Origin of the sequence: Solwaraspora sp. WMMD406 (assembly GCF_029626025.1) — a bacterium.
GTDB lineage: Bacteria > Actinomycetota > Actinomycetes > Mycobacteriales > Micromonosporaceae > Micromonospora_E.
Genome location: NZ_JARUBF010000001.1, coordinates 2,284,437 through 2,309,676, shown reverse-complemented (window position 1 = coordinate 2,309,676; position 25,240 = coordinate 2,284,437). Strand labels below are relative to the sequence as shown.

Genomic DNA, 25,240 nt, shown 5'->3' with positions numbered 1-25,240 from the left:
CGGTCGGCGCCTTCGGCCGCGGTCGACGACCCGGCACCTCCCGCCCGCGACGACCGTTCGCGGAGCACCCCACCCGAAGGGAGACGCTCGTGGAACCGCGTCCCATCACCGTGACCCGACGCATGGCCGTCATCGGCGCGGCCGGCCTGCTGGCCGCCGCGCTGACCGCCTGCGGATCCAGCGAGAAGACCATCGACCAGCAGGGCACCAGCGGCGACAACACCGGCGCCCTGGTCGGTGTCACCATGCCGACCCGGGTCTCCGAGCGCTGGATCAGCGACGGCGACAACGTGAAGGCCGCCCTGGAGGAACTCGGCTACGAGGTCGACCTGCAGTACGCCGAGAACGACATCCCCACCCAGGCCAACCAGATCGAGAACCAGATCACCCGGGGCGCCCGGCTGCTGATCGTCGCCTCGATCGACGGCACCGCACTCACCACCCAGCTGCAGCAGGCCGCCGACCAGGGCATCCCGGTCATCGCCTACGACCGGCTGATCCGCAACAGCCCCAACGTGGACTACTACGCCACCTTCGACAACTTCAAGGTCGGCGTCCAGCAGGCCACGTCGCTGCTGGTCGGGCTCGGCATGCTCAACGAAGACGGCTCCGAAGGCGACGCCGCCGGGCCGTTCAACATCGAACTGTTCGCCGGATCCCCGGACGACAACAACGCCACCTTCTTCTTCGACGGCGCGATGTCGGTGCTGCAGCCGCACATCGACTCCGGCGCGCTGGTGGTCCGCAGCGGCCAGACCGATTTCGACACCGTCGCGATCCTGCGCTGGGACCCGGCCACCGCGCAGCAGCGGATGGAGAACGTGCTCACCCGGACCTACCAGGGCGGCGTCACCGTCGACGGGGTGCTGTCGCCGTACGACGGACTCTCCATCGGCATCCTGTCCGCGCTCAAGAGCAACGGGTACGGCACCGCCGGTCAGCCGTACCCGGTGGTGACCGGGCAGGATGCCGAGCTGGGCTCGGTCAAGTCGATCCTGGCCGACGAGCAGTACTCGACGATCTTCAAGGACACCCGGGAGCTGGCTCAGAAGACCGTCGAGATGGCGCACGCGCTGCTCAGCGGTGACGAACCGGAGGTCAACAACACCACCGACTACGACAACGGGGAGAAGGTCGTCCCGTCCTACCTGCTCGAACCGGTGATCGTCGACAAGAGCAACTACGAGGTGCTGATCGAGAGCGGCTACTACTCCGCGGATCAGCTGGGCTGAGCCGACGATGACCGCCGACGCCATCCTGCGGATGCGGGGAATCACCAAGACCTTCCCCGGCGTACGGGCGCTGCACGACGTGCACCTGAGCGTACGCCGGGGCGAGATCCATGCCATCTGCGGCGAGAACGGCGCCGGCAAGTCGACCCTGATGAAGGTGCTCTCCGGCGTCTACCCGCACGGGTCGTACGCCGGAGAGGTCACCTTCGACGGCCGGCCGTGCCACTTCGCCGGCATCCGCGACAGCGAGCACCGGGGCATCGTCATCATCCACCAGGAACTGGCGCTGTGCCCGCAGCTGACCATCGCCGAGAACATCTTCCTCGGCAACGAGCAGACCCGGCGCGGGCTGATCGACTGGAACCACACCAACCACCAGGCGGCCCGGCTGCTGGCCATGGTGGGGCTGACCGAGAACCCGACCACCGTCGTGTCCGAGATCGGCGTCGGCAAACAGCAGCTCGTCGAGATCGCCAAGGCACTGTCCAAGCAGGTCAAGCTGCTGATCCTGGACGAGCCGACGGCGGCACTCAACGACGAGGACTCCGCGCACCTGTTGGACCTGCTGCGCGGGCTGCGCGACACCGGCATCACCTGCGTGATCATCTCGCACAAGCTCGACGAGATCCTCGCCGTCGCCGACACGATCAGCATCCTGCGCGACGGTGAGCTGATCGAGACCCTCGACGTGGCCGACGACGAGGTCACCGAGGACCGGCTGATCTCCGGCATGGTCGGCCGGTCGATGGAGCACCGGTTCCCGCCCCGGACCCCGACGATCGGCGCCGAGGCACTGCGGATCGAGGACTGGACGGTGCACTCCCCCGACCGCGACCGGGTGGTGATCGACCGGGCCAACCTGACCCTGCGTCGCGGAGAGATCGTCGGCCTCGCCGGGCTGATGGGTGCCGGGCGGACCGAACTGGCGATGAGCGTCTTCGGGCGGGCGTACGGCCGGGACATCAGCGGCCGGCTCGTCAAGGACGGCCGGCCGGTCGAACTGCGCACGGTCCGCGAGGCGATCGACCACGGCCTGGCGTACGCCACCGAGGACCGCAAGCGGTACGGCCTGAACCTGATCGAGGACATCCAGCGCAACGTCTCGGCGGCCGGGCTGAGCCGGCTGGCCCGGCGCGGCTGGGTCGACGAGGGCGCGGAGCACCGGGTGGCCCAGGAGTTCCGCGCCAGCATGAACATCAAGGCGCCGAGTGTGGCCAGCGTCGTCGGCAAGCTCAGCGGCGGCAATCAGCAGAAGGTCGTCCTCTCGAAGTGGATCTTCACCGAGCCGGACGTGCTGATCCTCGACGAGCCGACCCGGGGCATCGACATCGGTGCCAAGTACGAGATCTACTCGATCATCAACCGGATCGCCGACAACGGTACGGCGGTCCTGGTCATCTCCTCGGAGCTGCCTGAGCTGATCGGGCTCTGCGACCGGATCTACACGCTGTCGGCCGGCCGGATCACCGGCGAGGTCCAGCGGGCCGACGCCACCCAGGAACGACTCATGCAGCACATGGTGCAGGGACAGGAGGCCGGCCGGTGAACGCCGCCCGCATCAACATCCGTGAGAGCGGCATCTACATCGCGTTCGGGCTGATCGTCGCGCTGTTCGCGGTGTTGACCGACGGCGCGCTGCTGCAGCCGCAGAACATCTCGAACATCATCGTGCAGAACTCGTACGTCCTGATCCTGGCGATCGGGATGATCCTGATCATCATCGCCGGGCACATCGACCTGTCGGTCGGCTCGGTCGTCGGGGTGACCGGGGCGATCGCCGCCGTACTGATGGTCGAGCACGACGTGCCCTGGCCGTTGGCGCTGCTGATCACCGTCATCGCCGGCGCCGCGATCGGTGCCTGGCAGGGCTTCTGGATCGCGTACTTCGGCATCCCGGCGTTCATCGTCACCCTCGCCGGCATGCTGCTGTTCCGGGCACTGACCCTGACGGTGCTCGGCAACCAGGGCATCGGGCCGTTCCCGGACCCGGTCCGGACCCTGGCCAACGGCTTCACCGAGGGCTACCTGGGCAACATCGGGCTCGGTCCGCTCGGCGGCGCGGACCTGACCAGCCTGTTGATCGGCCTGTTCGCCGTCGGCGGGATCGCGGTCAGCCAGTGGCGGGCGCGGGCCGCCCGACTGGGCTACGGCCAGCCGGTCGAACCGTTGCCGCTGTTCCTACTGAAGATCCTCGGTGCGTCGGCGGTGGTGCTCTTCGTCGTCGTGCAACTGGCCCGGTTCAAGAACCTGCCCTGGGTGCTGGTGCTGTTGGCGCTGCTGGTGCTCGGCTACTCGCTGCTGACCAAGCGGGCCGTCATCGGCCGGCAGATCTACGCCATCGGCGGCAACCTGCAGGCCGCTGTGCTGTCCGGGGTGAAGGCCCGGTCGGTGGTCTTCTGGATCTTCGTCAACATGGGCGTGCTGGCCTCGGTCGCCGGGATCATCTTCGCCGGCCGGCTCAACCTGGCCGGGCCGACCGCCGGTACCACCTTCGAGCTGGACGCGATCGCTGCCGCGTTCATCGGCGGCGCCGCCGTGCAGGGCGGGGTCGGCAAGGTCGTCGGCGCGGTCACCGGGGGCCTGATCATGGGCGTGATCAACAACGGCATGTCGCTGATCGGCGCGTCCAGCGAGAACGTCATGCTGGTCAAGGGCGCGGTGCTGCTCGCCGCGGTGGCCTTCGACGTGTGGACCAAGCGTCGGGCCGGGGCCAGCGCCCGCTGACGGGCCACCACCGTCCGCCGGCCCTGACCCGCCCGCTGCACCGCTGACGGGTCACCGTCACGAGTGCGTTTCACGCGAGTTGCGGCCGACACCCCCCACCTGAACGTCCACGCGTCCCGTGTTCACGCAGGTGGCGGAGTTGCGCCATGTCCAGCCTCCGCCACCGGCGCACCGGCCCGCAGCCGCCCCGGACCGCCGAGAATCGGCGCGGCGCCTTCGTCGACGGTGCCTGTCCGAGGAGGAGAACCACATGTCCAGATCGCGACGCTGGCTGTCCGGCGCAGCGCTGGTCCTGAGCCTGCTGCTCGCTGGGCCGGCCACCACGGCCAGCGCCCGGCCCAGCGGCGACACCGACTACACCGGTACGATCGCCGCCGATCCGTTGCGCAAAGTGGACGCCCAGGTGCTCCAGCCGGTGACCGGCGGTGCCGAGGTGTCGTTCTTCGTCGAGCTGGCCGACCCGGGCACGCTCGACACCAGGGAACTGGACCGGGTCGAACAGCAGGCCAGTCAGCGGGCGGGCGGGCCGGACGGCGCCAGCGACGGCGGCCGGGCCGGTCGGGTGGCGCGCACCACCTGGGTCTACGAACAGAAGGTCACCCACGCCGCGCAGACCCAACGTGGGCTACGCCAACTGCTGCGTGAGCGGGGCGCGACGTTCACGCCGTACTGGATCGCCAACGTGATCGAGGTGACCGGCGACCTGACGCTGGTCACCGAGCTGGCCGCCCGCCCCGAGGTGGCCCGGATCGTCCCAGTGGGCCGGACCGCGTTGGGCGATCCGGTGGCCGCCGCCAGCGACGGCACCCGCGACGGGACCGGGCAGGGCGAGGTGCCGTGGAACCTCAGCCAGATCGGTGCCGACCGGATCTGGCAGGAGTACGGCAGCCGGGGCGAGGGCGTCGTGGTCGGCAGCATCGACAGCGGTGTGCAGCACGACCACCCGGCCCTGGCCCGGCAGTACCGGGGCGCGGCGGGCCGCACGGTCGACCACACCTACAACTGGTTCGATCCGACCGGGATCTGCCCGCCCGGCGTGCCGTGCGACAACTACGGCCACGGTACGCACACCGTCGGCACCGTCCTCGGCGACGACGGCAACGGCACCGTGACCGGGGTGGCACCGGCCGCCACCTGGATCGCGGCCAAGGGCTGCGAGTATGACTACTGCACCGACCCGTCGCTGCTGGCGGCGGGCCAGTGGATGGTCGCGCCGACCGACCGGGACGGCGAGAATCCCCGGCCGGACCTGGCACCGGACATCATCAACAACTCGTGGGGCACCGACGACCGTACCGAGACCTACTACGACCAGATCGTCGCCACCTGGCTGGCCGCCGGCATCTTCCCGGTCTTCTCGATCGGCAACAGCGGCGAGAACGGCTGCGACACCGCCGGCTATCCGGGGATCAGCGCGGCGGCGTACGGCGTCGGCGCGGTCGACAGCGACGGTGCCATCGGCTACTTCTCCAGCCGTGGCCCCGGCCCGGACGGCGCGGTCCGACCGGACATCACCGCGCCCGGCGTGGATATCTGGTCCGCCCACCCGGGTGGGCAGTACCGCAGCGCGAGCGGCACGTCGATGGCCGCCCCGCACGTCTCCGGTGCGGTGGCGCTGGCCTGGTCGGCGGTGCCGCACCTGCGCCGGGACGTGGCCACCACCCGGGAACTGCTGGCCCGGACCGCGCCGGACGTGGCGGACCTGACCTGCGGCGGTACGCCGGAGAAGAACAACGTGTACGGCGAGGGTCATCTCGACGCGTACGCGATGGTGACCGCAGCGGCCACCGGTGACGACGGCATCGTGCGGCTCGGTCGGCTGCCGGCCGGTGAGTACCCGCTGACGGTGAGCTTCTTCGCCCAGCGCACCCAGCGACAGACCATCACCGTACCGGCCGACGGCCAGGTCAGCACTACTGTGGACATATCCGAGCCGGCACCGTGGCATCCGGTCTCCGGCACGGTCGTCGATCCGGACGGACACCCGGTCGCACAGGCCCGGGTCACCCTGGCCGGGGAGAGCTTTCCCGGTTTCGTCACCGCATCGGACGGGCGCTACAGCGGCATGCTGCCCGAGGCGGACTACGACGTCGTGGTCGACGCCGGACGCTGGCTGGCACCACGCACGGTCGGGCTCACCGTCGACGGCGAGCGCACCCTGGACGTCACGCTGGAGGCCAAAACCGACCGGCACGGGTACGCCGTCGGCGTCACCGAAGCGGCCTGGACGACCGGCGGCAACGTGCTCGCCCTGACCGGGGACACCGCCAGCCGGACCGTGCCGCTGCCCTGGCCGGTCACCTTCTACGGGCAGACCTACAGTGAGATCACCGTGCACGCCGACGGCTACCTGACCTTCGGCGCTGACCCCGGCGCGGGTGCCGGCGCGGGTGCGGGTGCCGACACGGATGCCAGCGCGGCGGTCTTCGCCTTCGCCGACGACCTGGTGCTGGACCACCGGTCGACGGTGCGAACCGTACGGACCGGCGACAACCCGGACCGGGGTTTCGTGATCAGCTGGCTGCGGGCCGGGGTGAAGGACTCCCCCGGCACCCGGATCGACGCCCAGGTCGTGCTCGGCGAGAACGGCACCGTCACTGTGCGGCACCGCAACCTCGATCCGACGAGCGCGGCGGGCACCGGTGGCGGGGCCACCGTCGGCATCCAGAGTCCGTACGGCCGGGACTCGCTGGCGTACTCGGTGGACGAACCGGTGCTCGACGAGACGACCGCGGTGACGTTCCGGGTGCCCGGTCACGGGCTGTTGCGCGGCACCGTCCGCGACGACAACGACCGGCAGCCGTTGGCGGGGGCGACCGTGACCGTCCACCCCTCCTCCGGGCCGCCGCTCACCACGCGGGCCGACGCGGACGGCTTCTACCAGCTGCAGGTCCCGGCCGGCGAGGTCGTGGTGACGGCCAGCATGACCGGGTACGGCGGGCCGGCGGCGCTGGTGCCGGTCGGCGACAGCCGGATGCACCGGTACGACATCGGGCTGCTCGCCCCGCTGCTGATCGGAAACAAGGCCGCTGTCTCGGTGACGGCGCGGGCCGGCGGGGTGCGTACCCCGACGGTCACCCTGACCAATCACGGCGGCGTGTCGGCGAACTGGACGGCACGGGAGATCGACTCGCCGACGCCACCGGAATCGGTGCCGGGCAAGGTGCTGTCGACGTTTCCGCTGCCGGACATGAACCGGGCGTACGGAATTGGCTACCGCGACGGCGAGCTGCTCATTTCCAACAGCTACTTCTGGGGTCAGATGATGCGGTACGGCACCGACGGGCAACTGCGCGAGAGCGGAGTCGTGCAGCCGATGACCGGCTGGCCGTCGGATCTGACGTACCTGGCCGACCGGGACCTGATGTGTGGGCCGAGCCTGTCGTTCACCGGTGAACTGCCGATCGTCTGCTTCGACCCGGACACGTTCGAGGTACGCGAGACGCTGACCGGCGAATGGGCGGGTGGCTACTACTACGGCCTGACCTACCGTAGCTCCGACGACACGTTCTACCTGGCCGGTAACGGTGCGATCCGCCGGCTGGCCGGCTTCGGCCACGACGAGCCGGGAGCGGTGCTCGGCCAGTGCACTCCGGCGGTGCCGTGGATGAGCGGGCTGGCCCTCAACCAGGAGCAAGACGTGCTGTGGGGCATCAACAACGACCACACCGGCGAGGCGATCTGGGCGATGGATCCGGACAGCTGCGAGATCCTCGGCTCGATCCCGGACCCGGACCCGGATCCGATCAGCGGGGCCGGCCTGAGTCTGGACGACAACGGCGATCTCTGGGTGCTGGGTCAGGCCGCGACGCAGTTCTACCAAGCGACGGCGTACCACGTGGATGCCAGCCTGCCGGCCTACCGCGACGTCGCCTGGCTGTCGGTGGCCGAACCGTCCGGTGTGGTCACCGCCGGCGGCAAGGGTACGGTCCATCTCACCATCGACACCGCCGGTCTGGCACCCGGCAAGCACACGGCCACCCTGCTGATCGTCAATGACAGTCCGAAAATGCCGGCCGTCCCGGTCACGGTGACCGTCACGGTCACCTGACGAGGGCTCGTCCACACGACGTAGGTCATCCACGCCTACCCGGGATCTGCCCCGCCCCCACACGACGGGGGCGGGGCAGATCGCTGTTCCGAACCGCCGCACCGGCGGCGGGATCAGCGCCGACCGCCGGTCACAGCCAGTCGTTGCGGGCGGCGTACCAGCCGAGCTGCATCCGGGTGGCGCTGCCGGTGACGTCCATCAGCTGGCGCAGCCGCCGCTGGACGGTACGCAGGGACATGCCGAGCTGGCTGGCCACCGCCTTGTCCGGCAGCCCGGTCATCAGCAGGGACAGGATCCGGCGGTCGGTCGCGGTCGGCACCGTCCAGCGGTCGGCGTCGTCGAGGACACCACCGGCTGGGGCGAGCCGCAGTGGCGTGGCCCGGTCCCACACCTCGGCGAAGAGGGCGACCAGCACATCGACCCAGGTGGCGCCCTGCACCATCAGCGCCCATGGTTCGGCCGAGTCGTCCCGGCCGGGAAACGACAGCAGCGCTACCCGGCGGTCTGCGACGGCGAGCTTGCCGGGTACGTCGGTGGCGACCCGGGCCTGTTCACCGGCGGCGACGAAGCGACCGATCTGTTCGACCGCGTGCGGCCGCTCCAACACCCGCCGGTCGTAGACCACCCGAAACCGGATCCCCCGCTCCAGCAGCTCCAGCTCGGTCGGGTTGTCGTAGTAGTCGGTGGCGTACGGCGGGCGGTCGAAACCCAGCACCTCTTCCTGCGCGCCGCGCAGGAACTGGTCGAAGGTCTGGGTGATCGCCGCCGCGCCGACCACCATCCGTACGCCTTGGTCCGCCGGCCCGGCGGCCCGCTGTCGCAGCCATTCCCGCAGGCTGACCCGGGCTTCCTGCAGTTGCCGCGTCCGCTGCGTGAGCAGTGCGTCGATAGCCAGCTCCGGCGGTGCCGCACCGACCCGCCCGTCGGTGAGGCGGACCAGACCGGCGTGTTGCAGGTCGACCACCGCCTGATCCAGGTCGGCCGGATCGGCGGCGAGCCGTTCGGCGAGTTCCGGCAGGCTACCCGACGGTCCGTCGACCAGCGCCAGATAGATCCGTTCGGCCGTTTCGGACAGCCCGAACGCGCTCAGCACACGCCTCGCCCCCTCCGTGATCGCCCGATAGTGGAGCGCTTCCGTGTCCGGCGTCAAGCCGACTGGGCACCCGTCACAGGGCGGGCGTCGGGGCTGGTCGGCGGCCACCCACCTCCGGCGCGGGGCGTCGGGCTAGTCGACGGGCCACCAGCCCGGCGCGGCGTCGTCGCCGGCGGCTTCGACGAGCGTCGCTTCGACCCCGCGCAGCAGCCGCTCCGCGTCGGGCGCCGGCAGGTGGACGGTGTCCGCGGTCACCACGAGTTCCACCGCCGCGTTCGGGGCGTCCAGCACCTGGATCCGGCATCGCCAGGCGAACCGGTCCGGCGGTGGAGCCCACGTGAAGGAGCTCCGCTCGGCCAGCGCCCGCAGGGCGGCCGGATCGACCGGCTCGACCGACCGGCTCGACTGCGGGTCGTACGGCAGCCGAATGTCGTTGAGGTAGCAGAACGGCGCCAACGCGGTGTAGAGATCGTGCCCGTGTGCGGCGAACCGCTCGATCAGCACCGCCGGGTCGTAGTAGGCGTAACGGTAGCCGGCCAGCGACGCGTGCCAGGCGCGGATCAGCACCTCGGCGAAGCGCGGCCGGTCCGCCAGATCCACGTGGCAGACCCCGAGCTGGTTGAGCGTGGCGACGGCGGCACGGTACCGATCCCGGAACCGGTTGCTGGACATCATCACCATCCCGCAGCCCGGCAGGTCACCGCGCGCACTCACCCCGGCGGCGATCGCCGCCAGCAGGACGGTCGCGGTGCTCACCCGATGTCGCGCCGCGAGCGACCGAGCGGCGACGCCGACGGCTCCGGATACCAGCCGGCCGACGCGGTAGCGGGGAACCGACCCCGGGCCGACCGGCGGGAACATCTCCGCCGGTAGCCGGGCGTACTGGTCGAGCCAGTAGGTGGCCGCCCGCTGGGCGCGCGGGCCCTCGTGGTGCTGCTCGTGCTCGGCGATGTCGACCGACTGCCAGCCGGCCGGCGTCGGCACCGACCCCCGCAACAGCAGCAGCCGCAGGTCGCGCAGCGCGATCTCGGCGGCGTGGAAGTCGGCCGCCGCGTGACTGAACACCAACGCCACCTGACGTACCCGCTCGCCGACCACGACCAGCCCGGCCCGCAGCGGCCACTCGCCCTGGTGGTCGAAGGGCGCGGCGGCGAGTTCGGCGGCGAGTTCACCCGCCGCCCGCGCGCCGTCCGGATCACTGTCCGCCGCCGGTACGGTCCGCACCCGTACCGGCAGCTCCCCGCCGGCCGAGGCGACCTGGCGCAGGGTGCCGTCACCCGGGTGAAACCGGGTCCGCAGCGACTCGTGCCGGTCGACCAGCCGACCGATCGCCGTACTCACGTCGCCGACCCCGGCCGCCGCGCGGTCCGGCACGCGCAGGGTGCGCGGCAGGTTGAGGACGGTGTACGGGTTGGCGAACTCGTCCAGGTTGCGCCAGATGGCCCGCTGGCCCCAGGTCAACGGCGCGCTGACCGTACGGTGCCCGGCGAAGGATGCACTGATCACGGACGCGGCTCAGCTCCGGTGGCCGGCCGGCGGCCGCCAGGGCCAGGGCACGTCGCGGTAGGCGGCTTCGACCAGCAACGCCTCCAGCTCGCGCAGGAACGGCTCGACCGTGTCGGGCGTCCGGAACCGGGTGTCGACGCTGAGGGTGAGGCCGACCGCGTCCGGCTCGTCGACGACGTGGGTGAGCAGGTGCCAGGAGGACCGGTCCAGTCCGTCGGTCCAGCGGAACGTGCTGCCTACGGTCGCGGCGCGCACCGCGCTCTCGGGGACGTTCACCGCGTCGTCCAGCGCATTGCCGCCGGGAAGCCGTACATCGTTGAAATAGTAGTAGGGCAGAAACGCCGTAGCGTAGTCGTGCCCGATTTCCTCGAAGCTACGGCGCATCGCGGCGGTGTCGTAGTAGGCGTGCAAATAGCCGTCTAGCGCTACCTGATAGATCCGTGGTAACAACGCGAAGAAACTCGGTCGGTCGGAAACGTCGAGCACACAAAATCCGATCTGGCCGAGGTTGGCGACCGCAGTGGCGTACTCCGGTCGGAAGCGGTTGTGTGACATGTTGAACAATCCGCAAAGGTCACGACCGGCCGGTCCGGCGGCGAGCGCGGTGGTCGCGGCCAACAGAACGGTGGAGACGGTGACTCCGTGTCGGGCGGCGATCATCCGGGCCGAGATGGCGACGGCAGAGGAGACGAGCACGCCGCGACGCAGCCGAGGCGCTAGCTCCGGACCGATTTCGTCCAGTGGCGTGCCCGACAGCCGGGCGTACTGCCGGGTCCAGTACCGCACCGCGCGCCGCGACCGCCACTGGTCCGGACCATGTTGCTGGCGGGCCACGTCCATCGACTGCCAACCGGCCGGAGTGCGAAGCTCGCCACGCAGCAGGATCAGCCGCAGGTCGCGGAGCACCACGTCGACCGCGTACGCATCCACCGTAGAGTGGCTGAAGACGACGACGATCTGCCGGACCCGACCGTCGACGACCACCAAGGCGAACCGGACCGGCCACTCCCGACCGTGGTCGAACGCGGCGTCGCCGAGCGTCCGGATCAGCTCACGGGCGGCCTCGCTGCCGTCGCCACTGCCGTCGCCGGCACCGTCGACCAGCAGAACGGGAAGCTGACCGGCGGCAGCGGTCTCCTGACACGCCGCGGCGTCGATCTCCCGCACCCGGGTACGCAGGGCGCCATGCCGGCTGACCAGCAGGCCGATCGCGTGCACCACGCTGGACACGTCGGCGACGGCGCGCCGGGGCACCGGCAGCACCCGGCGCAGGTTGAGGAAGAGGTGTTGAGTCTTCGACAACGCGGCGGCCCGCCACATGACCTGCTGCGCCCAGGTCATCGGCCCGGTCTCGGTCCGACCACCGTGGAACTCGGCATGGGCCAGCTCACCCGTCGCCCACTCAGCGGGGACTACCGCGTCCGCGAATCGCATTCCTGACCATACGACGCACCGACTTGCATCGAATCGATCGTTCGTATGTTCCACAACACACCAAAAGTTGATTCCGCTGCCCAGACGGCTACCGGCACCCTGGTGACTCATCGATAGGAAGATTGAAGGCAATCCGAGTGACGAATCTCGACGTACCGGCGCAGGATGTCCCGATTCAATCACAAGTGATGCAGCGCCGAAACGGGCAAAGTCCGGCATTATCGTTCGGTCAGGAACGGATCTGGTTCACCGAGCAACTGACTCCTGACACAGCCGGTTACATCGTGCACAGCACCGTACGGCTACACGGACCACTCGACGCCGACCTGCTCCGCGCCGCGCTCGACACCTGTGCGACCCGGCACGACAGCCTGCGCATGTGCTTCACCGAGAACGCCCACGGCGAACCGCAGGTAGCGGTGATTCCACAGGTCACCGTACCGTTCACGGTGGTCACGGCGGACGACGAGGCGCACGCCCGGACGCTCGTCGACGCCGCCGTGCGGACCCCGTTCGACCTGACCACCGCTCCACTGCTGCGGGTCCTGCTGGTCCGGCTCGGCGAGGCCGACCAGGTCCTGCACGTCGGAATGCACCACATCGTCAGTGACGGGTGGTCACTCAACCTGCTCCTTGCCGAGGTGGCCGCCCTCTACGGCGCGCTCACCGACGGCCGGCCGGTTCCGCCACCGCCGTCGGTGGACTACACCGACTACGCGGCCTGGCAGCGCGACCGCAGCGACGGGCCGGCCGCCGAACGCGAACTCGCCTACTGGCGTGGCGCGCTCGCCGGGGTGCCGCCCCTGGAACTGCCGACCGACCGGCCGCGACCCGCCGTCGCCTCGTACGCCGGCGACGTCCACCGGTTCGCCTTCGACGCCGAGCTAACCGCCGGACTGCGCCGCCTGGGCCGGGCTCAGCGGGCCACGCTCTACATGACGCTGCTCGCCGGCTGGCAGGCGCTGCTGTTCCGCTACAGCGGTCAGCGGGATTTCGCGGTGGGTTCCCCGGTGGCCGGCCGGGTGGTGCCGGAGCTGGAGAAGCTGGTCGGTCTGTTCGTCAACACGGTCGCGATCCGGGCCGACCTGTCGGCCAAGCCGCACGACGGCGGCGACCGCAAGGACGGTGGCAGCGAGAACGACGACCGCGAGAAGGGCGACCGCGAGAACGACGGCGAGCCCAGCTTCAGCGACCTGCTGCGACGTACCCGCAACAGTGTGGTGCGCGCGCTCAGCCATCAGGAAGTGCCGTTCGAACGGCTGGTCAAGGAACTCAACGTGACCCGCGACGTCAGCCGCGCTCCGGTGTTCCAGACCCTGTTCACCCTGCAGAACTACTCGCGGGCCGCCACCACCTGGCCGCAGGGCCTGACCAGTACGGGGTTCGGCAGCGACGCGGCGGCGGCGCGGTTCGACCTGTCCCTGTACGTCAGCGAAACCAGCGACGGGCTGCGGGGAATGCTCGTCTACAACACCGACCTGTTCGACCCGGACACCGCCCGCCAGCTCGGCGCCCACTACGAGACACTGCTGCGGGCCGCGCTCGCCCGACCCGACCTCCCCGTGGTCGACCTGCCGCTGCTCGACGACGGGCAGGAGCGGCGGCTACGCGAGTTCGCGACCGGCCCGACCCCACCGGCGGACGCGCCCCGGCCGGCGACCGCCGGGGCGGTCACCCTGGCCGACCTGATCGACCGGCACGTCGCGGGCAGCCCGCAGGCACCAGCGGTGGTCTGCGGCGAGGACCGGATCGACTACCGGGAGCTGGACCGCCGGGCCAACCAGCTCGCACACTTCCTGCGGGCGCGGGGAGTCGGACCGGACCGACTGGTCGGGATCTGTCTCGACCAGTCGGTGGAGCTGGCCGTGGCGCTGCTCGGTGTGCTGCGGGCCGGTGGCGCGTACCTGCCGCTCGACCCGGAGCAGCCGCCGGCCCGGTTGGCGCTGATGCTGGCCGACGCCGATCCGGCCGTGGTGCTGACCAGCAGCGAGATCCGGGCCGAGTTGTCGAGTGGCACCAACCAGACCGACCCGACCGACCGGGCGGGCCAGACCGACCCGACCGGCGGGGTCGCGTCGCAGATCGACCGGGCCACCTGTCTGGATCTGATCAACGACACCCTGGCGGCCCAGCCGACGCACCGACCGGAGAGCGGGGCCGGCGGCGACCACCTCGCCTACGTCATCTACACCTCGGGTTCCACCGGCACCCCGAAGGGGGTGGCGGTCGCCCACCGACAGGTGCTCAACTACCTCGACGGGGTCGCCGAACGCTTCTCGATCGTCCCCGCGAGCCGGTACGCGTTGCTGCAGTCGCTGTCGTTCGACTTCAGCGTCACCGTGTTCTACCTCGCCCTGGCAACCGGTGGGACCGTACACCTGGTGCCTCGCCGGTGCACCGGCGAGGAGCTCGCCGACGAGCTACGTACCCGGGCGATCGACTACCTCAAGATGACCCCGTCGCACCTGACCGCACTGGCCGCCGAGGTCGACCCGGCCCGCCTGCTCCCCCGCCGGGCGCTCATCCTCGGCGGCGAGGCGGCCGACCTGGGCTGGGCGGCCGGTCTGGCCCGGCACGGCGTGGCGGTGTTCAACCACTACGGGCCGACCGAGGCCACCGTCGGCGTCACCACCTACCCGGTGTCGGCCGACGACCGGGGGCCGGGGGCCGTCCCGATCGGCCGGCCGCTGCCGTACGCCCGGGTCCACGTGCTCGACACCCGAATGCGCCCGGTGCCGGTCGGCGTCCCCGGCGAGATCTATCTCGGCGGCGACCGACTTGCCCGGGGCTATCTGCACCAGCCGGAACTGACCGAGGAACGGTTCGTGTCGGATCCGTTCGGCCAGCCGGGTGACCGCCTCTACCGCACCGGCGACCGGGGCCGCTGGCGGGCCGACGGGCAGCTGGTCTTCCTCGGCCGCACCGACCACCAGGTCAAGATCCGCGGCTTCCGGGTGGAACTCGGCGAGGTGGAGGCGGCGCTGCGCGACCTGCCCGCCGTCCACCAGGCGGCGGTGGTCCTGCGCGACGACCGGCTGGTCGCCTACCTGGAACCGACCTCGCAGGAGGCAACGCCCGACCGAGCCACGCCCGACCGAGCCACGCCGGACCGGACCGCGCCGGACCGGACCGAACTGCGTCGGCTGCTCGCCGACCGGTTGCCCGACCACATGATCCCGAGCCGGTTTTGCTGGTTGGACCGGCTGCCGTTGCAGGATCACGGCAAGGTCGATCGCCGGGCCCTGCCGGATCCGGTCGACGAGCAGCCCACCGGGGAACGGGTCGAGCCCGCCGGGCCGGTGGAGACGCTGATCGCCGAGATCTGGCGGACGGTGTTGGGCGTCGCCGGTGTCGGCGCCACCGACGACTTCTTCGACCTGGGCGGTCATTCGCTGTTGGCCACCCAGGTGGTGGCGCGGCTGCGGCGGGAACTACCGACGGTCACCGGGGTCGGCACCGCCGACGCCCGGCCGGCGGTCAGCGTCATGGACCTGTTCCGGCACCGGACCGTACGGGAACTCGCCGGCCTGCTCACCGGGGACGGCACCGACCGCGGCCTGCTGCTGCACGAGCTGACCCCGCCGGCGCCGGACACGACCCGGGTGGCCACCCTGGTCTGCGTGCCGTACGGCGGCGGCAGCGCCGTCGTCTACCAGCCCCTCGCCGACGCGCTGCCGGCCGGTCACCGGCTGCTGTCAGTGGCGATGCCCGGTCACGACATCGGACTGGCCGACGAACCGGCACCGATCGAGGAAGTCGCGCAGGGGGTGGTCGCCGAGATCCTGGATCGGGTCGACGGACCGCTGATCCTGTACGGCCACTGTGGTCCTGGTGGCGCGCTCGCCGTCGAGGTGGCTCGTCGGCTGGAGGCGGCCGGACGCGACCTGGACGCGGTCTATCTGGGCGCGGTGTTCCCGTTCGGCCGTCCGAGCGGCGGGATCTTCGGGCCGCTGCTGCGGCTACGGCTGGTCGAGCGGATCCGCAGTGACCGGATCTACCGAACCTGGCTACAGGCCCAAGGTACGTCTATCGGTTCGTTGGACCCGGACGAGGTGGCGTTCCTGATCAAGGCGATGCGGCACGACGCCCGGGTCTCCGAGGACTACTTCACCGCGTTGTTGCGCGATCAGGTGACGAAGCTGCGGGCACCGGTGATCTCGGTGGTCGGGGAACGCGACCGGGGGACCGACTTCTACGAGGAACGTTTCCAGGAGTGGCATTTCCTCAGCGACCGGACCGCGCTGGCGGTGATCGACGAGGCCGGGCACTACTTCCTGAAATACCGGGCCGAGGAGCTGGCCGACATCGTGACCGGCGTTCACCACCGGCCGGCCACGCCGACGAACGCCGTCGATCCACCCACGCCGACGAACGCCGTCGATCCGGCCTGGCGGCTGCAGGCGGTCTCCGATCGCCGGCCAGCGGCGGCCGACACGGCGACGTCGGACGGGTCGGCCCGGCCGGCCGTGGCACCGCCGGCCGGGCCGCAGCCGAGCCTGCGCCGGTTCGGCCTGGTCGCGGCCGGTCAGATCATCACCACCACGGGTACGGCGATGACCAACTTCGCCGTACCGTTGTGGATCTATCTGGAGACCGGCTCGCTGGCCCGCTTCGCGCTCTTCTCGATCGTCAGCCTGTTGCCCGGCCTGGTGCTGGCACCGCTGGCCGGCGCGGTGATCGACCGGACCAGCCGGCGACGAATCCTGTTGCTGTCCAGCGTCGGTGCCGGCGGAGCCAAGGCGGTGATGGCCGGGCTGCTGATCGCCGACCAGGCTCAGATATGGCACTTCTACCTACTGGTCGGCTGGCTGTCGGTGGTGCTGGCCTTCCAACGGTTGTCGTTCGTGTCGGCGGTGCCGCAGCTGGTGCCGAAACGCTTCCTCGGACACGCCAACGGTCTGACCCAGACCGCGGTTGGTTTGACCCAGTTCATGGTGCCGCTGCTCGCGGTCGCACTGCTGGAGGCGGTCGGACTACGCGGCATCATGATCATCGACGTGGTGGCGTACGTCTTCGCCATCGCCGTGCTGATCGCCATCCGCTTCCCCCGTACGCTGGCCCTGCAGCGCAGGGAAAGCCTCGGCCAGGAAATCCTCGGCGGGCTGCGGTACTCGCTGCGCCGGCGCGAGTTCCGGGGCATGCTCGCCTTCTTCGCCGCGCTCAACCTGTTCTTGTTCCCGGTGTTGTTCCTGCTCTCCCCGCTGGTGCTCGGCTTCGCCGACCTGGCCCAGGTGGCGCAGATCGCCCTCACCGGCGGCGTCGGCGCGGCGCTCGGCGGCCTGGTGATGCTGGTCTGGGGCGGGCCGCGTCGATACCGCATGCGGGCGGTGCTGATCGGCACGCTCGGCATCGCGGTGGCCTGTGTGCTCACCGGGCTGCGTCCCAGCCTGCTGGTGATCGGAGCCGGCGCCTTCGGCATGTACTGCTCGCTCGGCCTGGTCAACGGCATCTACAACACGATCATCCAGATCAAGGTGCCGGCGCGGTTCCACGGTCGGGTGTTCGCGCTCAACCAGATGGTCGCCTGGTCGACGATGCCACTCGGGTGGGGAGTGATCGCGCCGCTGGCCACCAGTTTGATGGAGCCGCTGCTGATGCCCGACGGCGCGCTCGCCTCGTCGGTCGGCGTCGTCATCGGAGTGGGTCCCGGGCGCGGCATCGCCCTGCTCTACGTCGTCTTCGGGCTGGGCATCGCGCTGACCGCGATCGTCTCGCTGCGGACCCGGGTGCTGTCCCGTTTCGACGACGAGGTCCCGGACGCGCCGCCGGACGACCTGATCGGCATCGAGGCCCGCCAGGCCCGGATCGCGGCGGGTGCGCGGTGACGGCGGCGACCGGGGCACCCCGGCGCGCTCCTGCTCCGCCGGCCGCCCGTACGGTCCCGGAGCTGTTGGACTGGCGGTGCGCCCAGCACCCCGACCGGGTGGCGATCGAGGTGCACGGCGTGGACCGGCTGACCTTCGCGGACTGGCAGGCCGGCAGCCGGGCGGTCGCCACCGCGCTGCGGCGCGCCGGTCTGCGCCCGGGTGACCGGGTCGGGTTGGTGTTCGGCGCGCGGGACTGGACCGGCTACGCGGTGGCGTACTGTGGGGTGCTGCGGGCCGGCGCGGTGGCCGTCCCGCTGTCGGAGCGGCTCGCCGCCGGCCAACTGGAGTACGCGTTGCGCCACTGCGACGCCCAGATGGTGGTGCACGGATCGCTGCCCGACGACCCCGGCGCGACCGGCGCGACCGGCGCGACTGGTGACCCCGGCGCGACCGGCACGGTGGCCGGCACGGACGCGACCGGTCCGGCCACACCGGACGGCATCGCGGTACGCAGCGTGGCCGAGCTGATCGCAGACAGCGCAGACAGCGGGGGCGTGAACGACACGGGCAGAGCTGCGGGCGGGTATCGGGTCCGGCCGGACGATTTGGCGCAGATCCTCTACACCTCGGGTACGACCGGTCGGCCGAAAGGAGTCGGCGCCAGCCATGCCAACCTGGTCGCCGGGGCACCCCGCCATCCGCGCCGGCTGGCACTGGCGCACTCGGAGCGGTTCCTGCACGCTTTCCCGATCGGCACCAACGCCGGGCAGACCATGCTGTTCAACGCGCTGACCGCGAAGCCGACGGCGCTGACGCTGCCACTGTTCACGCCGGTACGGTTCGCCCGGCTGATCGCCACCCCCGGGACAGGTACGGTCTTCCTGGTCCCCTCGATGGCCATCGAGCTGCTCGAATCGGGCGCGTTGCACGGGCGGGACACTTCCGGCGTACAGCTGATCGGGTCGACCGCAGCGGCGCTGGCACCGGCCGTGGCGGCCCGGCTGGCCGACAGCTTCCCCGCCGCGACGATCGTCAACTACTACTCCTCGACGGAGGCCGCGCCGGCCCAGACCGTCATGATCTTCGACCCGGCGCGGCGTACGGCGGTGGGCCGGGCGATCGACGGACAGCTGAGGATCGCCGACGACGCGGGCCGACCGGTGCCGCCGGGCACGGTCGGCGAGGTTTGGCTGCGCTGCGCCCATCCCCGGTCCTACTACCGCGACGATCACGCCAACCGGGACACGTTCCGCGACGGCTGGGTCCGGATGGGGGACCTCGGCCGGCTGGACGAGGACGGTTATCTCTACCTTGCCGACCGCCACCAGGACATGATCAAGTCAGGGGCGTTCAAGATCTCCACGCTGGAGGTCGAGGCGGCCCTGCACGACCATCCGGCGGTGGCCGAAGCCGCCGTGGTGGCGATGCCGCACCCGGTGCTCGGCTCGGCCGTCGCGGCCGTGCTGGTACCCCGCCCCGGCGTCCCCGCCACCGACCTGGCGTTGCCGCAGGTACGCGCGTTCCTCGCCGGCAGGCTGGCCGACTACCAGTTGCCGGCCCGGGTGGTGGTGACCGACACGTTGCCCCGCAACGACGCCGGAAAGGTCCTGAAACGACAGCTCACCGCGCTGTTCGACCCGCCCGCCGACTGATCAGCCGGGCACGACCGGCCGGCCCGGCCAGCGGCAGCTGGCCACCGACTTACCGCAACGACGACAGCACCAGCAGCAGCAGCACCAGGAGGATCACGTGGGTACCGCCGAAGCGACGTACGCCCAGCACGCCGTATGGTTCACCGAACAGGCCGGGGCCGCTGGTACGGCGTACCACATGGCTCTGGGGGTGTGGTTCGCCGCCGACCTGGACCGTTCCGCGTTGGCGGCGGCCTGCGACGCGGTGGTCGCCCGACACCCGATCCTCACGACCCGGATCGCCGACGACGACGGCATGCCCCGGCTGGCACCGGCCGCCCACCCGCCGACCCTGGTCGTCGGCGACCTCACCGACGACCGGATCGCGGCCGAGATCGCCCGGGGCCACGAGCTACGGACCGGACCGTTGGCGCGGTTCCAGTTGCTGGCCGGGGCCGACGGCCGCCAGCTGCTGCTGGTCACGGCACACCACCTGGTGTTCGACGGGATGTCCAAGGACGTGCTGGTCCGGGACCTGGCCACCGCGTACGCCGCCGCCCGATCCGGTCGGCCGGCCCGACTGGCACCCCTGCCGACCGACTACCAGCGGCACGCGGCGGCCGAACGGGACCGGGTGGCCGCCGAGACCGCCGCCGCCCGCGCCCATTGGGCCACCCATTGGACCGGACCGGGTGGCGTCGTCCTACCCGGACTGACCCGGATTCCGGCCGCAGCCGAACCCGGTGCCGTCGTACCGGTGGCTCTCGGCCCGGATCTGGTCGCCGCGCTCGACCAGGCCCGCCGCAAGCTCGAGGTGACCCGCTTCGAGCTGGTGCTCGCCGTGGTGCATCTCCTGCTCGACCGGTACGGCAACCGAGGCACGCCGGTCGGCGTCGGACTGTCCACCCGGACCGAGCAGACCACCGACCAGGTCGGACTCTTCGTCAACGAACTGCCCGTCACCGTCACCGTCACCGACGGCGACTTCCGCGACCACGCGCACGCGGTCCGGGACCAGGTCCGCTCCTTGAACCGGATTCGGGCCGTCCCGCTGGCCCACGTGGTGTCCGGGCTCCGACCTGCTCCGGCGTTGACTCCCGTCTCGGTGGGATACCGGCGTCGCGGCCCCGAACCCACCTTCGACCAGGTGGCGACCTCTGTCGAATGGGCGCTGTTCAGCGGCGCCGCCCGCAACGCACTGCACATCCAGATCGTGGACGGCCCCGGGCACGACGCGGGCCCGGACACCCTGGAGTTGAGTCTGCAGCACAGTCCGGCGGCCATCGCCACGGACGCCGTCGCCCGGATCGGTGCTCAGCTGCGCACCATGCTGCTCGCGGTGACCGCCGACCCGGATCAGCCGATCGCCGGGCTGCCGGTGCTGCCCGCCGAGGAGCTCGTACAGGTCTGCCACGGCTGGAACGCGACCGGCCGCGACTATCCGGCGGACGCCACCGTCGTCAATCTCTTCGCCGACCAGGTACGGCGGACGCCGGACGCGGTCGCCGTGGTCGACGGCCAACGCCGACTGAGCTACGCCGACCTCGACCGCGCCAGCGCCCGGCTCGCCGCGTCGCTGCGCGGCCGGGGGGTGGGTCGTGGCGCCGTGGTGGCGGTCGCGCTCGACCGTTCCTGGCAGGCCGTCGCCGCGCTGCTGGCGGTGCTGCGGTGCCGCGCCGCGTACGTGCCGGTCGATCCGGCGTACCCACCGGCCCGGCGAGCGATGATCATCGCCGACGCCGCTCCGACGTTGGTGCTGACGGCCTCCTCCGCCACCGCCGCCCTCGCGGCCTCCGGTGCTCCGCCGACGACGGACGTCCCGACGCTGGCCCTCGACCAGGTCGACCTGACCGGGCCGGAGACGGATCACGCCGGGCCGGAGACGGATCACGCCGGGCCGGAGACGGATCACGCCGGGCCGGAGACGGACCAGGCCGGCCTGGGTACCGGCTCCTCCGCACCGGCCACCGACCTGCCGACACCGGACGATCCGGCGTACGTGCTCTACACCTCGGGCTCGACCGGTCGACCCAAGGGAGTCGTCGTACCGCACCGGGCGTTGGCCAACCTGGTGCTCGCGATGCGGGACGAGTTCGACGCCGAGCCGGCACACCGATGGCTCAACCTGACCTCGCTGTCGTTCGACATCTCCGGGGTCGAGCTGTACCTGCCGCTGACCACCGGCGGTCGGGTGGTGGTCGCCGCCGGGGTGAGCGCCCTGGACGGCGCCGGCGTGCTCCGGCTGGTGCGTGACGAGGGCGTGACCCACGTGCAGGCGACCCCGTCCGGCTGGCGGGTGCTGCTGGAAGCCGGACTCGACGATTCGGTGGTCGCGGTGACCGGAGGCGAGGCCCTGCCGGTGCCACTGGCCCGGGACCTGCGCCAGCGGGTACGCCGCCTGGTCAACGGGTACGGTCCGACCGAGGCGACGATATATGCCACTATGGCGGACATCCCAGCCGAACCGGACGAGGTCACCATCGGCCGGCCGGTTGCCAACACCACGGCGTACCTGCTGGACGAAGCGCGCCGACCGGTGCCGATCGGCGTGCCGGGCGAGCTCTATCTCGGTGGACGCGGGGTGGCCGACGGCTACCTGGGCCGCCCGGAGCTGACCGCGCAGCGGTTCGTCGACGACCCGTTCACCGACGGCCGCGCCCCGGGACGGCTGTACCGGACCGGGGACCTGTGCCGATGGACGCCGGACGGGCGGATCGAGTTCCTGGGCCGGACCGACGACCAGGTGAAGATCCGTGGCCACCGGGTCGAACTGGGCGAGATCACCGCGCGGCTCCTGGAGCACCCGGCGGTCACTCAGGCGGCGGTGCTGCTGCACGCCACCGACGGCGGCACCGACGAACCGCGGCTGGTCGGCTACCTGGTGCCACGCGGTCCGGCACCCGCCCCGGCCGCGCTACGCCGGCATCTGGCCGAGAGCCTGCCCACCGCGATGCTGCCGACCGACTGGGTGGTCCTGGACCGGCTACCGGTCAGCCCGAACGGCAAACTGGACCGGGCCGCCCTGCCACCGCCGGCCCCGATGGGAGCACCAGTGGCTGGCCATCCCGCAGCCGAAGGTGCCGCCGGAGAGACAGCCGACAACGCGGCCGGGCAGGCGGCCCGCCCGGCACTGGCCGCGCTGACCGACGCTGACAGCTCAGGTGCTGACAGCTCGGGTGCCGACAGCTCAGGCGATCCGGTCATCGAGGAGATCCGGCTGATCTGGCAGGACGTCCTGCAGATTCCGGAGATCGGCATCCACGAAGACCTGTTCGACCTCGGTGGACACTCGCTGACCATCACCCGGATCAGCAGCCGGATCCACCGCCGGCTCGGAGTCGAGGTGCCGCTGGACGCGTTCTTCGACACCCCGACGATCGCCGAGATCGCCGACGTGGTCCGGCAGGAGCGCGCCGGTCACTGACCGCGTCCCGGCCGGCCCCCACCCAACCAGAGCAGCGGTACGGAGGAAACGATGGATGACGAGAAGCTACGACAGCGGGTCGCCGAACTGGTCAGCGCGGCCACCGGCGGAGACGTGCCGGTCGACGACGTGCTCGGCGGTGGCTCCCTGGTCGCGATGGGGGTGGACTCACTCGGCCTGCTCCGGCTGGTCGACTCGATCGAGATGGAGTTCGGCGTCGAGGTCGAGTTCGGCGGACCGGGGCGGCGAATGGACACGGTGGACGATCTGGTCGCGTCACTGGCCGACGCCCGGCCGATTCCGGACGCCACCACCGCATCTGCCACCACCGCCTGACCAGGCACGCAACCAACCCAGTCCGAGCCAGCCCAGCGCTGCGTCACGAGTCAACCACCGTTCACGACGTGCCCGTACCATGTCGGCCGGGCAAATCACATCGTCGTGTTTCGTTGCGGATGGCCGCGTCCGCTGGACTAGGCTGCGGTCGTGCCAGCGGACGGTCAGCAAGCGGACGAGCGCCTCAAACGCATCGAGGCGGTGACCGACCCTGACCTGTCCCGGCTGAGCTTCGACGCCTTGTTGGCGGAGTCACTGGCCCGTACCGGTGGGTTGCTGGATGTCGACAGCGCCGCGGTGTGTCTGCTCGACGCCCACTCCCAGCAACTGGTCACCGCCGCTGCCTGGGGCATCGAGGCGGGCCATGCTCACCCGGTCCGGCTGCCGCTCGGGCGTGGCTACGCCGGGGCGGTGGTGTCCACCGCCGCTCCGGTCCGGTTGACCGACCCGGACGACGCCCAGCTGGCCCACCCCGGTCTGCGCGGACAGGGCATTCGGGCGCTGCTCGCGGTGCCGGTCACCGCACACGGGCAGGTCATCGGCGTACTGCACGTGGCGACCCGTGGCCGCCTCGGCGGCGGGGGCGACGACGAGCAGATGCTGCGGTTGCTGGCCGACCGGATCGCGCTGGCCAGCCAGGTCCGGGAGCGGCAGGTCGACCGGACCACCACGCTGGCGCTACAACACGACCTGCTGCCGACCGAACTGCCGGCGGTGACCGGCCTGGAGTTCGCCGCCCGGTACGTGGCGGGACACGACGTCGGGGTCGGTGGCGACTGGTACGACGTACTGCCGCTGCCCGACGGGTGGGTCGGGGTCGCGATCGGGGACGTGACCGGACGCGGCCTGCACGCCGCCATCGTGATGGGGCGACTACGCAGCGCACTACGCGCGTACGCGCTGGAGACCACCGACCCGGCCGACGTGCTGGCCCGGCTCGACCGCAAGATGCAGCACTTCGAACCGGATCTGATGGCGACGGTCTGTTACGCGACGATCGACCCGTCCCGGACGGTGATGTCGCTGTCCACCGCCGGGCATCCGGCCCCGGTGCTGGTCGGCCCGGACACCGAGGCCCACTGCGTCCTGGTGCCCGCAGATCTCCCCCTCGGCACCCGGATCCATCGGCCGCGCCGGGCCCGTTCGGTCGATCTGCGCCCCGAGTCGCTGCTGTTCTTCTTCACCGACGGACTGGTGGAACGCTGCGGCCCGACCATCGACAGCGGCCTACGGCAGCTGTGCCGGTCGATCACCGGCAGCAGCGCCGAGGCCGCCTGCTCGGCCGTGATGGGCGCTCTGGTCGACGGCCGTCCGCTCGTCGACGACATCGCCATGGTCGCGCTGCGCCGCCGCTGACCGTCCATCGTCTCGGACACCTCACGGGGCCCTCGGTCGGACGGGCCGATCCGTCGCTGGTCACTGTCCTCGCCGCTCGTCTCGCCTGCTGGTCAGACCGGGTTCCGGTCCGGCCAGCAGGCGGTGGGGCTTACGCGCACGGCTCGGACGTGCCCGCTCGGGCTGGTATTCAGGCGGTGATCAGCCCGAGGCCGAGGGCGATCACCCCGGCGCAGAGGCTGAGCGCGCCGAGCCAGAGCAGGATGATGAGCCTGTTCGGCCGGGTCACCCCCTTGCCCAGGGAAGAGAGGAAGAAGCCGGCGGACATCAGCGCCGCCGCGACCGGTACGCCGAGCCGGGCGATCCAGAGCGCGACGCCCGACAGGCCGGTGGCATCGGCGTAGAGCAGACCCACCAGTCCCAGCGTCACCAGGACACCGGCGTGCGCGTGGCCGGCTCGGGCGAACGCCGCCTGGAACGGGGTCATCTCGACCTGGCCTCGCACGACGCGGCTGAGGAACCAGCCGCCGAAGGCGATGGTGACGACGGTCAGCAGCACAGCGCCGGCGATGATCCGGCTTTCCGCGCTGAGAGCTACGGCGGTCATGGGTCTCCTGTCTCCTCTGGTCCAGACGTTCCACTGTCGACCGTGGGGCGTTCGCCCTCG

General features: G+C 71.2%; 13 protein-coding genes. 9 read left to right on the top strand and 4 right to left on the bottom strand.

All coding sequences use genetic code 11. The features are described from left to right. Nucleotides 1-122 precede the first annotated feature (122 nt). The 4 genes from chvE (at nt 123) to O7632_RS10515 (ending at nt 8,007) form a co-directional block, all read left to right on the top strand. The gene (gene chvE, locus O7632_RS10530; protein ID WP_278119958.1) at nt 123-1,232 is read left to right on the top strand and encodes a multiple monosaccharide ABC transporter substrate-binding protein; all 1,110 of its coding nucleotides are present in this window, start codon (nt 123-125) and stop codon (nt 1,230-1,232) included. A 7-nt stretch (nt 1,233-1,239) separates the two neighbouring features. Beyond that, nucleotides 1,240-2,778 carry a multiple monosaccharide ABC transporter ATP-binding protein gene (gene mmsA / locus O7632_RS10525; protein ID WP_278113570.1) on the top strand — a complete coding sequence of 513 codons (1,539 nt, stop codon included), beginning with the start codon at nt 1,240-1,242 and terminating at the stop codon, nt 2,776-2,778. Next, nucleotides 2,775-3,956 carry a multiple monosaccharide ABC transporter permease gene (gene mmsB / locus O7632_RS10520; RefSeq protein WP_278113568.1) on the top strand — a complete coding sequence of 394 codons (1,182 nt, stop codon included), beginning with the start codon at nt 2,775-2,777 and terminating at the stop codon, nt 3,954-3,956. The genes mmsA and mmsB overlap by 4 nt, the downstream gene beginning before the upstream one ends. A gap of 250 nt (nt 3,957-4,206) precedes the next feature. Next, nucleotides 4,207-8,007 carry a S8 family serine peptidase gene (locus O7632_RS10515; protein WP_278113566.1) on the top strand — a complete coding sequence of 1,267 codons (3,801 nt, stop codon included), beginning with the start codon at nt 4,207-4,209 and terminating at the stop codon, nt 8,005-8,007. A gap of 130 nt (nt 8,008-8,137) precedes the next feature. Here O7632_RS10515 and O7632_RS10510 read toward each other — a convergent pair whose 3' ends face one another. The 3 genes from O7632_RS10510 to O7632_RS10500 all read right to left on the bottom strand — a co-directional run bounded on the left by O7632_RS10510 (nt 8,138) and on the right by O7632_RS10500 (nt 12,040). After that, on the bottom strand, nt 8,138-9,100 hold the full coding sequence (locus O7632_RS10510) for a winged helix-turn-helix domain-containing protein (RefSeq protein ID WP_278113565.1): 963 nt from the start codon (nt 9,098-9,100) through the stop codon (nt 8,138-8,140). Between the two features lie 132 nt (nt 9,101-9,232). Next, complete coding sequence (locus O7632_RS10505; RefSeq protein WP_278113563.1) at nt 9,233-10,606, bottom strand: condensation domain-containing protein; 1,374 nt, start codon at nt 10,604-10,606, stop codon at nt 9,233-9,235. Between the two features lie 9 nt (nt 10,607-10,615). Continuing rightward, nucleotides 10,616-12,040 carry a condensation domain-containing protein gene (locus O7632_RS10500; RefSeq protein WP_278113561.1) on the bottom strand — a complete coding sequence of 475 codons (1,425 nt, stop codon included), beginning with the start codon at nt 12,038-12,040 and terminating at the stop codon, nt 10,616-10,618. Nucleotides 12,041-12,228: 188 nt separating this feature from the next. On the opposite strand from O7632_RS10500, the gene O7632_RS10495 reads away from it, so the two are divergent. From O7632_RS10495 to O7632_RS10475, 5 genes are all read left to right on the top strand, one after another. Next, a complete protein-coding gene (locus O7632_RS10495) occupies nt 12,229-17,865 on the top strand; it encodes a non-ribosomal peptide synthetase/MFS transporter (RefSeq protein WP_278113559.1) in 5,637 nt (1,878 codons plus the stop codon). Continuing rightward, nucleotides 17,862-19,499: a class I adenylate-forming enzyme family protein gene (locus tag O7632_RS10490; protein ID WP_278113557.1), complete on the top strand. Its 1,638-nt coding sequence runs from the start codon at nt 17,862-17,864 to the stop codon at nt 19,497-19,499. Before O7632_RS10495 ends, O7632_RS10490 begins: the two co-directional genes overlap by 4 nt. A 97-nt stretch (nt 19,500-19,596) precedes the next feature. Continuing rightward, nucleotides 19,597-22,902, top strand: a complete 3,306-nt coding sequence (locus O7632_RS10485) for an amino acid adenylation domain-containing protein (protein WP_278113556.1) — start codon at nt 19,597-19,599, stop codon at nt 22,900-22,902. A gap of 51 nt (nt 22,903-22,953) precedes the next feature. Next, a complete protein-coding gene (locus tag O7632_RS10480) occupies nt 22,954-23,238 on the top strand; it encodes an acyl carrier protein (protein WP_278113554.1) in 285 nt (94 codons plus the stop codon). A gap of 150 nt (nt 23,239-23,388) precedes the next feature. Next, nucleotides 23,389-24,594 (top strand): GAF domain-containing SpoIIE family protein phosphatase, encoded by a 1,206-nt coding sequence (locus O7632_RS10475; protein WP_278113553.1) that lies wholly within the window; start codon nt 23,389-23,391, stop codon nt 24,592-24,594. 169 nt (nt 24,595-24,763) lie between these two features. Here O7632_RS10475 and O7632_RS10470 read toward each other — a convergent pair whose 3' ends face one another. Further along, the gene (locus O7632_RS10470) at nt 24,764-25,180 is read right to left on the bottom strand and encodes a hypothetical protein (protein WP_278113552.1); all 417 of its coding nucleotides are present in this window, start codon (nt 25,178-25,180) and stop codon (nt 24,764-24,766) included. Nucleotides 25,181-25,240: the final 60 nt, after the last annotated feature.